Source organism: Bradyrhizobium sp. SPXBL-02 (assembly GCF_051853065.1).
Lineage (GTDB): Bacteria > Pseudomonadota > Alphaproteobacteria > Rhizobiales > Xanthobacteraceae > Bradyrhizobium.
Genome location: NZ_CP182474.1, coordinates 6807075 through 6821578 on the forward strand (window position 1 = coordinate 6807075; position 14504 = coordinate 6821578).

Consider the following 14504-nt stretch of genomic DNA (forward strand, 5'->3'; position numbering starts at 1 on the left):
GCTGTATCGCAAGCGAACGCAGCCGGTGACATCCGGGCCCGGAACCGTCAGGCCGACAATGCCGCTTTTGGCGCTTCGCCGCAAGGATTCGGACCGGCCGCTCCCCTCCGCACGCCCCCAAATCGGCCAAGTTCGATCAGGAGCAGCCCCAAGACGCCGCCACTATGGCCTTATCGTGGCCGCGGCGGCTCGCCGCAGCCTCGTCCTCACGGTAACGTGCGCCAGGTCACCCTTGCGATGCGCCCTCACATCGCCTCGTAGTTCGGGCCGCCACCACCTTCCGGGGGAACCCAGGTGATGTTGCCGTTGGGGTCCTTCACATCGCAGGTTTTGCAATGGACGCAATTCTGGGCGTTGATCTGGAAGCGCGGACCGGAGCCCTCCTCGATCCATTCATAGACGCCAGCCGGGCAATAGCGATTCGAGGGACCGGCGTAGACGTCGTGCTCGGAGGTCTTCTGAAGGTTCATGTCGGTGACCTTCAGATGGATCGGCTGATCCTCCTCGTGATTGGTGTTGGACAGGAACACCGAGGACAGCTTGTCGAACGTGATCTTGCCGTCGGGCTTCGGGTAGGTCCTGGGCGCGTAGCTCTTGGCCGGATCGAGCGTGGCGCGGTCGGGCTTGACGTGCGACTGCGTGCCAAACAGCGAGGCGCCGAACAGCGTATTGCACCACATGTCGAAGCCGCCCAGCGCGACGCCGAGCACGGTGCCGAATTTCGACCACAATGGCTTGACGTTGCGGACCACGAACAGGTCCTTGCCGACCGATGAGGAGCGCCAGGCGTTCTCGTATTCGACGAGCTCGTCATTGGCGCGGTCGGCGGCGAGCGCGGCCGCAACATGTTCGGCAGCCAGCATGCCGGTGCCCATCGCATTGTGCACGCCCTTGATGCGCGGCACGTTGACGAACCCGGCCGCGCAGCCGATCAGCGCGCCGCCGGGGAAGCTCAGCTTCGGCACCGACTGATAGCCGCCCTCGGTGATCGCGCGCGCGCCGTAAGCCAGGCGCTTGCCGCCTTCGAAGGTGGCGCGGATCGTGGGATGGGTCTTGAAGCGTTGGAATTCGTCGAACGGGGATAGATAGGGATCGTCGTAGTTTAGATGCACGACGAAGCCGACCGCGACGAGATTGTCGTCGTAGTGATAAAGGAAGGAGCCGCCACCGGTCTTGAGGTCAAGCGGCCAGCCGAATGAATGCTGGATCAAGCCCTTCTGGTGCTTGGCGGGATCGATCTGCCAGACCTCCTTGAGTCCGATGCCGAACTTCGGCGGCTCGCTCTTGGCGTCGAGGGCGAATTTGTTGATGAGCTGCTTGGTCAGGCTGCCTCGGGCGCCTTCGGCGAACAGCGTGTACTTGCCGAGCAATTCCATGCCGCGGGTGTAGGAATCCTTCGGCTTGCCATCGCGGCCGATGCCCATGTCGCCGGTGGCGATGCCCTTGACCTTGCCCTCCTCGTCATAGAGCACCTCGGCCGCCGCAAAGCCCGGATAGATCTCGACGCCGAGCGCTTCGGCCTTGCGCGCCAGCCAGCGGCAGACATTGCCGAGCGAGCCGATGTAGCAGTGATGATTGTCCATCAGCGGCGGCATCATGAAATTCGGCAGCTTGATCGCGCCGCCGCCGGTCATCCAGTAGAAGCGATCGTCCTTGACCTGCGTCTTCAGCGGGCAGTCGGCATCCTCGCGCCAGTCCGGGATCAGCTTGTCGAGGCCCGCGGGATCAATGACGGCGCCCGAGAGGATGTGCGCACCAACCTCGGAGCCCTTCTCCACCACGACCACATTGACATCAGCATTGAGCTGCTTCAGCCGGATCGCGGCCGCCAGACCCGACGGGCCGGCGCCGACGATGACGACGTCGAATTCCATGGATTCGCGCGGGGGAAGTTCTTCGGTGCTCATCTGATCTCAGCCCTTGAGACGGTCCTCGGTCGTTTGCGCCCCCTTGTTTCCGATTTTTCCGGGTAGGACAACCTCGGAATCGCGTTCCGCCGGGATGCAAGGCCGCTCAAGGTGATATAAAAGTCAGACTTTCCCATGATCCCCGAACCCGCCCCCACCGTCCGAGAGCTGCTCGCCTTCTATCTGGAGGCCGGTGTCGACTGCGCGCTTGCGGAGGAGCCGATAGACCGCCTGGCGGAAATCGATACGCCGCCACCCAGTCCGCGCGCGGCCCCGCAAGCCGAGGCGCCGCGCCCGGTCGCTGCGCCCGCGGTCATGCGCGGGGAAGCTGCGCCTGCACCGGAGGTCGCCATCGCCTCGGCACGCGAGGCCGCCCGCACCGCGCCGACCCTGGAGGCGCTGCGCGAGCTGATGCAGAGTTTCGAGGGCTGCGCGTTGAAGCACACGGCGACGCGGCTGGTGTTCGCCGACGGCAACCCGCAGGCGCGCATCATGTTCGTCGGCGAGGCGCCCGGCCGCGACGAGGACATCGAGGGACTGCCCTTCGTCGGGCGCAGCGGCAAGCTGCTCGATCTGATGATCGGAGCCATCGGCCTCAACCGCACCACCGCCTACATCGCCAACGTCATTCCCTGGCGGCCGCCCGGCAACCGCACGCCGACGCCGCAGGAGACGCAAATCTGCCTGCCCTTCATCCAGCGCCAGATCGAGTTGGTGAACCCCGACGTGCTGGTGACGCTCGGCAATCCCTCGACGCAGACGTTGCTGGGAACGCGCGAAGGCATCATGCGGACGCGCGGGCGCTGGTTCGACTACGACACCGGCCAGCGGGTGATCCGCGCGCTGCCGACGTTCCACCCGGCCTATCTCTTGCGCTCGCCGGCCTACAAGCGGCTGGCCTGGCAGGACCTGCGATCGATCGCGAAGGCACTGGCGGGGGCGTGAGGGGCCGGTCCCTTCCGTCATTGCGAGGAGCGAAGCGACGAAGCAATCCAGAATCCCTCTGCGGAAAGATTCTGGATTGCTTCGCTACGCTCGCAATGACGACGGAGAGAGCATACGCGGGCGTCACGTCCCCTTCGGCCGCACGATGGCCCAGCCGATGCGCAGGAGCTGCTGGCGGCCGGTCACCAGCCATTCGAAGGCGCGCGGCACTTCCGGCACGATGCCGGGGAAGCGCTTGAGGATCTCCGGCGGCGGGGTGCCGGCGGTGTCGGAGGCGCGCCAGACCACGACGCCGCCGGTCTCGCTGAACTTGGTCGGGTTCATCCACGGCGTACGCGCGGGGTCGGCGTCGATGAACAGATGCGGCCGGCCGGAATGCAGCGCGATCAGGCTGGCGAGCTGGGTTTCGCCGGCGACGGCCCGCAGGCGATGGTTGGTGCGGCGGGCGAAGCTCTCGTCGAAGAAATCAGAGATCGCGCGCGCCGGCATCGAGGTCGCAATTTCGTTGGCGCCCGTCCAGGGCAGGAACAGGATGGCGAGCACGACGCCGGCGGCGGGCGCGGCGACGGCGGCGGCCCAGACCATACGCAGCATCCGCGCGCGACGCATCGCGATGAGATCGCCGGCCGCGACGACCACGGCGAGCCCCGACATGATCAGCACGACGCCGGGGCCGCCGACCACGGAATCGAGCCCCAGCACGCCGGAGATCAGCACCGCGCCGAGCGGCAGAGCGAACGCGAAGAAATAGACGAAGTTGCGCGCGAGCGGCTCGACCGGCGGGCGGTAGATGATCGGCGGCTCCTCGCCCTTGCCGGCGACCACCCCGGTGTTGAGAAAGGTCAGCGCCGGAATCGCTGCCGCCCCGATCACCAGCCCGCCGAACAGCCAGGCCGCATGCAGCGCGCGGACGTTGAGCTCGGCGAGTTGCGGCAAGGCCGGCAGCGTCAGCGTCTCCGCACGCATCAGCCAGACCGCATAGGGCAGCGCCAGCACGGCGACCACGATCAGCGCGAACAGCGGATCGAGCCCGCGCAGCGTCCGGCGACCGCCGGCGGTCGAGACCGCGAAGACGACGATCAGCAGCAGCAGGAAGATCGCGGCGGGCGTCGTCAGCAGCAGGAGGCCGGCTTCGATCGACCAGGCGAACCAGGCATTGCCGCGGCGCTGGCCGATGATCTGCCAGGAGTGCAGCAGCAAGAGCGCCCAGAGCGGCCGCGCCAGGATCAGCGGGCCGAAGTCCAGCGCCGAGGAGGAGAACGCCAGCACCGTCATGGTCAGGAGCACGGCGAGCACCGCCTGCTGCGAGCCGACCACGGCGCGGGAGAGATGATAGAGCGCGATGAATGTCGCGATCTCGCAGAGTTCGGCGAGTACGTAAACACCGAACATGTGGCCGCCGGCGGCGCGATAGGCGATGTCGGCGAGCCAGACCGGCAGCGGCGGGCCGAGATCAGTGCCGACCTGGTATTCCCTGCCGAAGGCCAAGAGGGCCGCGAGGGTGCCGGGCGGGCTGCGGTAGAACACCAGCGCCACGAACAGCCACATAGCGGCCTGCAGCAGCACGGCGATCCACACGATCAGCCGCGGCCGGGCGCGAATGAGCTCGATGACCAGGGAGGTAAACCGCATGCAACGTCCGAAGGTGCAGCCAACCCGTCCAGCCGGCCCTATTCGCTCACCTCTGTTTTGATAAAGGGCGTCACGGGTTGTGGCAACCGCCGCGGATCGTCATGCCCGGGCTTGTCCCGCCTGCGCGGCCATGACGCGCGGATGCCGTCGGAGGATCAGCTAGAGATTTACGGAGGCGTCGATCTCGACGCTCGCCTCGACGTGCACCTCGACCTCGGTCACCGAGAACAGGTCCTGCACCGGCTCGACGGTCCAGGGCATGTGCTTGGCGCGGGCGGCGGCAACGGGGGCGAAGAAGCTGCGGTGGTGGATGGAGGGGCCGAGGCGATCGAGCGCGTCGAGATGCTCGGGAACGGCGTAGCCCTTGTGCTGCTCGAAGCCGTAGCCGGGGCAGTCCTGCGCCAGCGCGCACATCAGCCGGTCACGGGTGACCTTGGCGACGATGGAGGCCGCGGCGATCGACAGCACGATACCGTCGCCGCCGATCACCGCCTCGCAATCGCATGCGGTATCGAGCCGGTCGCGGCCGTCGACGAAGACGTGCCTGGGCGCCTCGGGCAGGGCCACCACGGCCCGCTTCAGCGCCCACAGCGAGGCGCGCAGGATGTTGTCGCGGTCGATTCGCGCCGGCGACGCGACGGCGACCGAGACCTGCGCGGTGGCGCAGATCTTGTCGAACAGCTTTTCGCGCTCCTCGGCGGTCAGGCGCTTGGAATCGTCGATGCCGCGCGGAATGCGGTCGGGGTCGAGAATCACCGCGGCGGCCACCACCGGACCTGCCAGCGGGCCGCGGCCGGCCTCGTCGCAGCCCGCGACCGGCCAGACGCCGCGCTTGATCAGCGCGCGCTCGCGGCGGAAGCTGGGGGGAGCGACGGCGATGATGCCTTTCTTGCCGGGGGCAGCAACCTTCGCAGCATTGGCTGCAGGCGTCTTGGCTGCAGCCGTCTTGGCCACAGGCGCTTTCGCCGCCTTGTCAGGCGCAGCCTTGTTCGCGGCCTGCTTCTTGGGCGCGTCTTTGGCTGGGGTTTTGGCGACCTTGTCCCGAATCATGGCCGGGATCGTGCGCCAGGGGGCTTCGCCAGCGCAACCGGGAACCCAGGATATTCCCGTTATTCAGGCCGGCCGCCCTACGCCCACCGCCAATCAGAACAGGCTGAGCTGATCGCCGTTCCGCTTCGGCCGCGCAAAGTGGTCCGTCGTCAGCTTGGAGCGCCGCTTGTTGAGGCCGAGCCTGTCGCAGGCGATCTCGAAGCGGCGGCCGATGGTCCAGGCCATCGGTCCCGTGCCCTTCATCCGTTCGCCCCATTTGGCGTCGTAGTCGCGCCCGCCCCGCATGTCGCGGATCAGGGTGAAGACGTGGCGATAGCGGTCCGGATAGTTCGCCATCAGCCATTCGCGGAAGAGATCGCGCACCTCCAGCGGCAGCCGCAGCAGCACATAGGCGGCTTCCTTGACGCCGGCATGGACCGCGGCATCGAGGATGCGCTCGATCTCGGAATCGTTCAGTGCAGGGATCACGGGCGCGACCATCACCGTGGTGGGGATGCCGGCCTCCGAGAGCTGCTTGAGCGCCTCCAGCCGCTTCGGCGGCGTCGAGGCCCGCGGCTCCATGGTGCGCGCCAGCTTCGGATCGAGCGAGGTGACCGAGATCGCGACCTTGGCGAGGTTGCGCTTGGCCATCCGCTGGAGAATGTCGATGTCGCGGAGCACCAGCGCCGACTTGGTGACGATGCCGACGGGATGCCCGGCGCCCTCCAGCACTTCCAAAATGCCGCGCATGATTTTGCGCTCGCGCTCGATCGGCTGGTAGGGATCGGTGTTGGTGCCGATCGCGATCATCCGCGGCTCGTAGCCGGGGGCCGCAAGCTCTTTCTCGAGCAGCAAAGGAGCATCGGGCTTGGCGAACAGCTTCGACTCGAAGTCGAGCCCGGGCGACAGGCCGAGATAGGCGTGGGTCGGCCGCGCGAAGCAATAGACGCAGCCGTGCTCGCAGCCGCGATACGGATTGATCGATCGGTCGAAGCCGATGTCGGGGGAATCGTTACGGGTGATCACCTTGCGCGAGGTGTCGATGGCGACCGTGGTCTTGAACGGCGGCAGCTCGTCCAGGCTCTGCCAGCCGTCATCGAAAGCGACGCGCGCCTCGGCCTCAAAGCGGCCGCTGGCGTTGGATTGAGCGCCCCGCCCTCGCCTGCGCGCGCGGTCGATGGCGACGCCAAGCTCGGGGAAATCTGAAGGCGCACCCGCCGGCTCGGAGGGCGCCGTGACCGGCGGGTGCTTGAGAGCATGAGAGGATGCTGGACTCATGCAGCCAAGATAGCACGACATAGGAACAAATCAAGAACACAAACAAAAATCGTGAAAACAACCCCATGCACAGTAGAGCTGCCCAAACTTCGCGCGTCCGCCTTTGACCTCACGCAACACGGCCGTCACGCCCATCCCGTTTCATGCCCGACGGATCGATCACCGCGGAACCGGGTTGGTGACGATCGCGAAGTGAAGGTCGGCAGGAACATGACAATCCAACAAAAAACGGCCGAAGCGAGCAGCGACCTCGATCTGCTCGATCGCTATTGGCGCGCCGCCAACTATCTCTCGGTCGGGCAAATCTACCTGCTCGACAATCCGCTGCTGCGCGAGCCGCTGCGGCCCGAGCACATCAAGCCGCGTCTGCTCGGACATTGGGGCACCACGCCGGGCCTGAATTTCATCTATGCCCATCTCAACCGCGTCATCCGCGCGCTCGACGTCAGCGTGATCTATGTCTGTGGTCCCGGCCATGGCGGCCCCGGCATGGTCGCCAACACCTATCTCGAAGGCAGCTACAGCGAGATCTATCCTAGCATCGCGCGCGATGCGGACGGATTGCGCAAGCTGTTCAGACAGTTCTCCTTCCCCGGCGGCATCCCGAGCCACGCCGCGCCGGAAACGCCGGGCTCCATCCACGAAGGCGGCGAGCTCGGCTATGCGCTTGTGCACGCCTATGGCGCGGCATTCGACAACCCGGACTTGATCGTCGCCTGCGTGGTCGGCGACGGCGAGGCCGAAACCGGGCCGCTCGCTGCGTCCTGGCACTCCAACAAGTTCCTGAACCCCGCCCATGACGGCGCAGTGCTGCCGATCCTGCATCTCAACGGCTACAAGATCGCCAACCCCACCGTGCTCGGACGCATGCAAGACGCGGAGATCCGCGACCTCTTCCGCGGGCTCGGCCACGAGCCGCTGTTCGTCAGCGGCGACGATCCCAAATTGATGCACCGGGCCATGGCCGATGCGCTGGACGTCGCGTTCGCCAGCATCCGCTCGATCCAGCAACATGCCCGCGACGGCCGCACGCGCGTCGAGCGGCCGCGCTGGCCGATGATCGTGCTGCGCAGCCCGAAGGGCTGGACCGGCCCGAAGGAGGTCGACGGCAAGAAGGTCGAGGGTTTTTGGCGTGCCCATCAGGTGCCAGTCGCAGGCTGCCGCGAGAACCCGGCGCATCTCAAGGTGCTCGAAGACTGGATGCGCAGCTACGAGCCGGAAAAACTGTTCGACGAAGGCGGCGCGCTCATTGCCGAGCTTCAGGCGCTCGCGCCGGAAGGGACGAGGCGGATGGGCGCCAATCCACATGCCAATGGCGGCGTGTTGAAGAAGGAGCTGAAGCTGCCGGACTTCCGCAGCTTCGCGATCGAGGTGCCGCAACCCGGCGAGGTCGTGGCGGAAGCGACGCGCGAGCTCGGCAAATTCCTGCGCGACGTCGTTCGCCTCAACGCCCAGCATCGAAACTTCCGCATCATGGGCCCGGACGAGACGGCATCGAACCGGCTCGACGCCGTGTTCGAAGCCACCGAACGCGTCTGGATGGAGCCGACCGAGCCTTACGACGTGCACCTCGCGCAGGACGGCCGCGTAATGGAGGTGCTGAGCGAGCATCTCTGCCAGGGCTGGCTGGAGGGCTACCTGCTCACGGGACGGCACGGCTTCTTCTCCTGCTACGAGGCCTTCATCCACATCGTGGATTCCATGTTCAACCAGCATGCCAAATGGCTGAAGGTGACGCGCGAGCTGCCGTGGCGGCGTCCGATCGCCTCGCTCAATTATCTCCTGACCTCGCATGTCTGGCGCCAGGACCATAACGGCTTCAGCCATCAGGACCCCGGTTTCGTCGATCTCGTCGCCAACAAGAAGGCGGACATCGTCCGCATCTACTTTCCGCCGGACGCCAATACGCTGTTGTGGATCGCCGATCATGCCTTGCGCACCTACAACCGCGTCAACGTGATCGTCGCCGGCAAGCAGCCGGCGCCGCAATGGCTCTCGATGCAGGACGCCGCGACGCATTGCGCTGCCGGCATCGGCATCTGGACCTGGGCGGGAACGGAGGACGGCAAGGGCGAGCCCGACGTGGTGATGGCCTGCGCCGGCGACGTGCCGACGCTGGAGACGCTCGCCGCCGTCGACCTGTTGCGCAAGGCGATGCCGGATTTGAAAATCCGCGTCGTCAACGTCGTCGACCTCATGACGCTGCAGCCGCGCGAGCAGCATCCGCACGGTCTGTCCGACCGCGACTTCGACAGCCTGTTCACGCGCGACAAGCCTGTGATCTTTGCCTATCACGGCTATCCCTATCTCATCCACCGGCTGACCTATAACCGCACCAACCATGCCGGCATGCATGTGCGCGGCTTTGCCGAGGAGGGCACCACGACGACGCCCTTCGACATGGTCGTGCTCAACGAGCTCGACCGCTACCATCTCGCGATCGAGGCCATCGAACGCGTGCCGGGACTGGCGACGAAGGCCGCGCAGGTGAAGCAGCAATTCCGCGACAGACTGATCGAACATTCCCGTTATGTCCGCGAGCATGGCGAGGACATGCCTGAGATCCGCGACTGGGTCTGGCAAAACAGAGCCGGCGGCAACACGCCGACCGAGGCCGGCGACTAGCGATGACGGACGCGGTCCTCGTTCTCAACTCGGGATCGTCGAGCATCAAGTTCGGCCTGTTCGATGTCGCGGTGGCCGAGCCTGCCCTGCTCTGCAAGGGCCTGCTGGACGAGCACGAAGCCAAACCCCGGTTGGTGGTGAAGGGCCCCACGGGCGAAGACCTGTTCGAGACGAGGAAGGAGACGCCGGAGGCAGCCGGCGGCCATCTGTTCGCCGACGTGCTCGCCTTCATCGAGGACCGGTTCGGTGGACGCAGCCTGCGGGCCGTCGGCCACCGCATCGTTCACGGCGGGCCGGATCATTCAGGCCCGGTGGTCCTGACCGACGACATCATAGCGAAGCTGGAGGCCTTGACGCCGCTCGCGCCGCTGCACCAGCCGCGCTGCCTCGCGCCGGTGCGCACGCTCGCGGCGATCCGGCCCGGGCTGACGCAGATCGCGTGTTTCGACACCGCCTTCCACCACGGCCTCGCACCGCCGGCGAACCGCTTCGCCATTCCCCGGCGATTCCAGGCGCGTGGCGTCAGGCGCTACGGCTTTCACGGCCTCTCGTTCGAATATGTCGCGGGACGCCTGGCCGAGATCGCGCCGGAGCTCGTCGCAAAGCGCACAATCATCGCACATCTTGGCAATGGCGCCAGCCTCTGCGCCTTGCGCGATGGCCGCAGCATCGACACCACGATGGGGCTCACGCCGCTCGACGGCCTCGTGATGGGCACGCGTTGCGGTGCGATCGATCCGGGCGTGCTGCTCTATCTGCAACAGCACGAGAACATGCCGGTCGCAGAGGTCCAGCACCTGCTCTATCACGAGTCCGGGCTCATCGGCGTCTCCGGCATCTCTGCGGACATGCGCACGCTGCTGGCAAGCCACGAGGCTGCGGCGCATGAGGCCGTCGATCTCTTCACCTTCCGTGCCGCGCAGCAGGTCGCGATGATGGCGACCACGCTCGGCGGCCTGGACTGCCTGATCTTCACCGGCGGCATCGGCGAGCATGCAAAGGAGATCCGCAGCGCGATCGGCGAGCGGCTTGGGTGGTTCGGCATACGAATCGACGCAGCGGCGAACGAAACAGCACGCGAGCAGATCAGCGGCGCCGATAGTACTGTCGACGTATTCGTCATTCCGACGAACGAGGAACTGATGATCGCTCGGCATTGCGCAGCGGTGCTGCGGGCGATGTGAGCTCCAGCCGAAAAGGGAGTGTCGGAGGGTGGGCAAAGCGAAGCGTGCCCACCGATGGCCGGTGGGCACGGCGCAAGTGCGCCTTTGCCCACCCTACGATTCTGCAGACGATGATCGCTCATCCGACCAGCGGGTGGTATCAGCCAAGCCGTCATTGCGAGCGAAGCGAAGCAATCCAGACTGGTTCCGCGGCGGGATTCTGGATTGCTTCGCTGCGCTCGCAATGACGAAGAATGCGGCGGCCGCGCAGATCAATCGTACTGTCCTATCATGCCGGCAATAGATTCCCGCTCTCAGTGCGTCCCCGACCATATCTGAAAGCACCCCATCGCGATCTCGATCACGATCAGCACCACGATCGCGATCTCGAGGCGCAGCGAGCGCTGGGTGTCGATGATGTCGGTCAGTGCGTTGGCGGTCTCCGACACCGCGGCGAGCTTGTGCTCGAGCGTGTCGAGGCGCTCCTTCAGCTCGTACTCGTCCTCGAGACGGGAATAGAGCCGGTCGAGCTCGGGTTTCTCCCAGAGCACGTCGGGCTTCTCCGCCACCGCGACGCGGCCGGCGACGCGCTGCTGCACCAGCAGCGCGTTGCCGATCAATTGCAGAATGCCCTTGCGCCGGCGCGGCGTTCGGCCGTGCTCGGCGAGCTCCCGTGCAAACGGTTCGATGACGTCGAACACCGCGGCGACGCGGCGCTCGTCGCGCGCCAGCGACGTGCTCTTGGCAAGCGCATCCGCGACCAGCAGCAGCCGGTCGTCGGAGAATTTGGCGAGGCAGATCGGCCCGCCCGGCTGGATCGTCTCGGCGGCTTCCTCGTTGCAGAGCTGCGCCTGCGCGATCTCCTCCTCGTACGGGCTGAGCTCTCCCGTCACGCGCGATTTCAGGTTATCGACGAGGACCTTCTCCTCGGACGGCAACAGCCCGATCAAGACGACGACGCCGTAGCGAAAGATCACGGCAAGGCCGGCATGGACGCGGAAGGCGGCCGGCGTCGAGGACACCAGCGTGCCGATCTCGAGGCCAGATGCATTGATGCGCTCGCCCAGCATCAGCGCCCGGATCCGCAAGGTCGGCGCGGCCTCATGCTTCGGCGACGTCGGCGCCGTGCCAACGGCGAGTTGATCGGCGTTCATACAAGGTCTCTCCCGGCACCGAGATCACGCATTTCGTTCGACCTTCCCCAAGCTGCCGCCTCGTCCGAGGAAACCGACGGCCCGCACGGCGAATGCCGCCATGAAGCTCCGGGTTAATACCGTCAGGATCGGCTTGTGCCGAAACATTCGGCAATATTGCCAACCCGCGCCGGACACATTTGGCTGCTATGAACTGGCCGCAGTTTACCATCGCACGCCGAAGAGCCGTCCGAAAGTTGCACTCGGCAGCGCGACGGGTCTATGACAACATCATTGCAACACTACGCTTCTCCCGAAGTGCAGACACGAAGCCTCAATCATGCTGAGCGTCATCATCCCGACCGAAGGCGTCGAGCAGACGGCGGTCGCAACCCTCGCCGCGCTGGTCCCCGGCGCGGCCGCCGGCGTGATCCGGGAAGTGCTTCTGGTCGACGGCACGCGCAACGGGGTCATCGAGCGCGTTGCCGACGTCGCAGGCTGCCGTTTCATCGGCTTCGAGGGTCATTCGCAAGGCGCCGCGCTTGCCGCCGGCGCGCTCCAGGCCCGGTCGCCATGGCTGATGTTCCTGCCTGCCGGTGCCGTGCTGGAAACCGGCTGGATCGAGGAGACCACCCAGTTCATCCAGGCCGTCGCCACCAGTGGCCGGGATCGTGCGGCGGTGTTCCGCTATGCGCGCTCGCCTTACGGAAATACCGCGTTGCGCGACGTCCTCTGGGCCGTGGCGCGAAAGCTCGTCGGTCCGCTGGGCGATCAGGGACTTTTGATTGCGCGTGATCATTACGACCGGATCGGCGGCTACCCGCCCCACGCCCGCCATTCCGAGGCGCGGCTGCTCCGGCGGCTCGGCCGGTCGTCCAGGACCATGCTGCGCAGCCGGATCGTCATGGTCGGCTGAAGCGCCGAGATACTTGCCAACGTCAAATAATTAATTGACAATGGCAAATATCGAGGTGATCCCATGCTATCGAAAGCTTCGCCGTCAAGCGCCGTGGCCGAACAGGTCACGGGCGACCATGTCGCGGCGGTCCGCGCCTTCAACCGCTTCTACACCCGCAAGCTCGGTGTGCTCGACCAGCACCTCGGCAAGAGCCCGTTCTCGCTCAGCGAGGCGCGGGTGCTCTACGAACTCGCCCATCGCGACGACCTTGCGGCAAAAGAGATCGGCAGCGAGCTCGGTCTCGATCCCGGCTATCTCAGCCGCATCGTCCAGAGCTTCGACGAAAAGGGGCTGATCACGCGAAAGCCCCTGCCCGCGGACCGCAGGCAATACCAGCTCAGCCTCACCGCCAAGGGCCGGCAGGCCTTCGCCAAGCTGAACCTGAGCTCGCAAAACGAGGTCGCCGCGATGCTGGCTCAGCTCTCGCCCGGCGATGCCACGCGGCTCACACAGGCCATGGCGACCATCGAGGCCGTGCTGGAGCAACGCCGAAGCCAGCCCGCGTCCTTCATGCTGCGCAGCCATCGCGTCGGCGACATGGGCTGGGTCGTCTCCCGCCAGGCTGCCGCCTACGCCGCGGACTACAACTGGGACATCAGCTACGAGGCGCTGGTCGCCGAGATCTGCGCGCAGTTCATCAGGAATTACGACGCCGCGCGCGAGCACTGCTGGATCGCGGAGGTCGGCGGCGAGCCGGTCGGCTCGGTGTTCCTGGTCAAGGCCACGGACGAGATCGCCAAGCTCCGCCTGTTGCAGGTGGAGAAGAAAGCACGGGGCCTCGGTGTCGGCCGCGCACTGGTCGAGCAATGCATCCAGGGCGCTCGCGAGCGCGGCTACAGCAAGATGACGCTGTGGACGCAGAGCATCCTCGTTGCCGCACGCGGGATCTACAAGAGTACGGGATTCAAGCTGGTCGCGACCGAGCCGCATCGCAGCTTTGGTGCCGACCTGGTCGGAGAGACGTGGGAGCTGGATCTCTGATCTCGGTGCGGGCGCGATGCGCATTGCTGCGCCCTCTCCCCTTGCGGGAGAGGGCATCTCCGGTGGCGGACACACACTCGCTTGGGTGAGGGGTATGTCTCCGCGAGCATCAGTGCAAGCGGATAGACACCCCTCATCCGGCGCTTCGCGCCACCTTCTCCCGCAAGGGGAGAAGGGAAGAAAGCATCATCGTCCGCAATCACACCGTCGCGCCCTGCGCCTTCGGCCTGCGCAGATGCTCGTCCAGCCGCGGCATGATCTCGACGAAGTTGCAGGGGCGCGTGCGGTAGTCGAGCTGGGCCGCCAGGATGCCGTCCCATCCGTCGCGGCAGGCGCCGGGCGAGCCGGGCAGGCAGAAGATGTAGGTCGCGCCGGCGACGCCCGCCGTGGCGCGGCTCTGGATCGTCGATGTCCCGATCTTGGCGTGGCTCAGCAGATGGAAGGCGATGGAGAAGCCGTCCATGCGCTTCTCGAACAGCGGCTCGATCGCCTCCGGCGTGACGTCGCGTCCGGTAAAGCCGGTGCCGCCGGTGGTGATGACGACGTCGACGCCGCTATCGGCAATCCAGCGGCGGATCACGGCGCGGATCGCCTCGACATCGTCGGTAACGATCTCGCGCGCGGCGAGATGATGGCCCGCGGCGGTGAGACGGTCGGCGAGGGTCTGGCCGGACTTGTCATCCGCCAGCGCGCGCGTGTCGGACACCGTGAGCACCGCGATGTTGAGCGGGATGAATTGTTTGGATTCGTCGATGGAGGCCATTTGCGCTTCTCTCGTGTCCCGGACGCGATGCAGCGCGTCAGCGGTGCGTCGCAGAGCCGGGACCCATTTCGGAGGCTTGGGAGACCGGCA

General features: G+C 66.2%; 11 protein-coding genes. 5 read left to right on the forward strand and 6 right to left on the reverse strand.

All coding sequences use genetic code 11. The features are described from left to right. Positions 1–245: 245 nt before the first annotated feature. On the reverse strand, positions 246–1907 hold the full coding sequence (locus tag ACNJYD_RS31660) for an electron transfer flavoprotein-ubiquinone oxidoreductase (protein ID WP_439364327.1): 1662 nt from the start codon (positions 1905–1907) through the stop codon (positions 246–248). Between the two features lie 135 nt (positions 1908–2042). Between ACNJYD_RS31660 and ACNJYD_RS31665 the strand changes: the two genes are divergently transcribed. Continuing rightward, a complete protein-coding gene (locus tag ACNJYD_RS31665) occupies positions 2043–2852 on the forward strand; it encodes a uracil-DNA glycosylase (protein ID WP_260380305.1) in 810 nt (269 codons plus the stop codon). Between the two features lie 123 nt (positions 2853–2975). On the opposite strand, the gene ACNJYD_RS31670 is transcribed toward ACNJYD_RS31665, so the two are convergent. The 3 genes from ACNJYD_RS31670 to ACNJYD_RS31680 all read right to left on the reverse strand — a co-directional run bounded on the left by ACNJYD_RS31670 (position 2976) and on the right by ACNJYD_RS31680 (position 6791). Beyond that, positions 2976–4484: a glycosyltransferase family 39 protein gene (locus ACNJYD_RS31670; protein ID WP_212259086.1), complete on the reverse strand. Its 1509-nt coding sequence runs from the start codon at positions 4482–4484 to the stop codon at positions 2976–2978. A 159-nt stretch (positions 4485–4643) separates the two neighbouring features. Beyond that, positions 4644–5534, reverse strand: coding sequence for a ribonuclease HII (locus tag ACNJYD_RS31675; RefSeq protein WP_439364328.1), 891 nt, complete (start codon positions 5532–5534; stop codon positions 4644–4646). A gap of 93 nt (positions 5535–5627) precedes the next feature. Beyond that, entirely contained in the window at positions 5628–6791 is a 1164-nt protein-coding gene (locus tag ACNJYD_RS31680) for a PA0069 family radical SAM protein (RefSeq protein WP_439364329.1), read from the reverse strand. 210 nt (positions 6792–7001) lie between these two features. On the opposite strand from ACNJYD_RS31680, the gene ACNJYD_RS31685 reads away from it, so the two are divergent. Both ACNJYD_RS31685 and ACNJYD_RS31690 read left to right on the forward strand, forming a co-directional pair. Next, positions 7002–9416, forward strand: a complete 2415-nt coding sequence (locus tag ACNJYD_RS31685; RefSeq protein WP_439364330.1) for a phosphoketolase family protein — start codon at positions 7002–7004, stop codon at positions 9414–9416. A gap of 2 nt (positions 9417–9418) precedes the next feature. Next, positions 9419–10600 (forward strand): acetate/propionate family kinase, encoded by a 1182-nt coding sequence (locus tag ACNJYD_RS31690; RefSeq protein WP_212259082.1) that lies wholly within the window; start codon positions 9419–9421, stop codon positions 10598–10600. Between the two features lie 293 nt (positions 10601–10893). Here ACNJYD_RS31690 and ACNJYD_RS31695 read toward each other — a convergent pair whose 3' ends face one another. Next, on the reverse strand, positions 10894–11733 hold the full coding sequence (locus tag ACNJYD_RS31695; RefSeq protein ID WP_212259081.1) for an RMD1 family protein: 840 nt from the start codon (positions 11731–11733) through the stop codon (positions 10894–10896). Between the two features lie 319 nt (positions 11734–12052). On the opposite strand from ACNJYD_RS31695, the gene ACNJYD_RS31700 reads away from it, so the two are divergent. Next, a complete protein-coding gene (locus tag ACNJYD_RS31700) occupies positions 12053–12628 on the forward strand; it encodes a glycosyl transferase (RefSeq protein ID WP_172787523.1) in 576 nt (191 codons plus the stop codon). A 63-nt stretch (positions 12629–12691) separates the two neighbouring features. Further along, positions 12692–13651, forward strand: a complete 960-nt coding sequence (locus ACNJYD_RS31705) for a bifunctional helix-turn-helix transcriptional regulator/GNAT family N-acetyltransferase (protein WP_212259080.1) — start codon at positions 12692–12694, stop codon at positions 13649–13651. Between the two features lie 199 nt (positions 13652–13850). Here the strand turns inward: ACNJYD_RS31705 and moaB are convergent, their stop codons facing one another. Further along, positions 13851–14414: a molybdenum cofactor biosynthesis protein B gene (gene moaB / locus ACNJYD_RS31710; protein WP_212259079.1), complete on the reverse strand. Its 564-nt coding sequence runs from the start codon at positions 14412–14414 to the stop codon at positions 13851–13853. Positions 14415–14504: the final 90 nt, after the last annotated feature.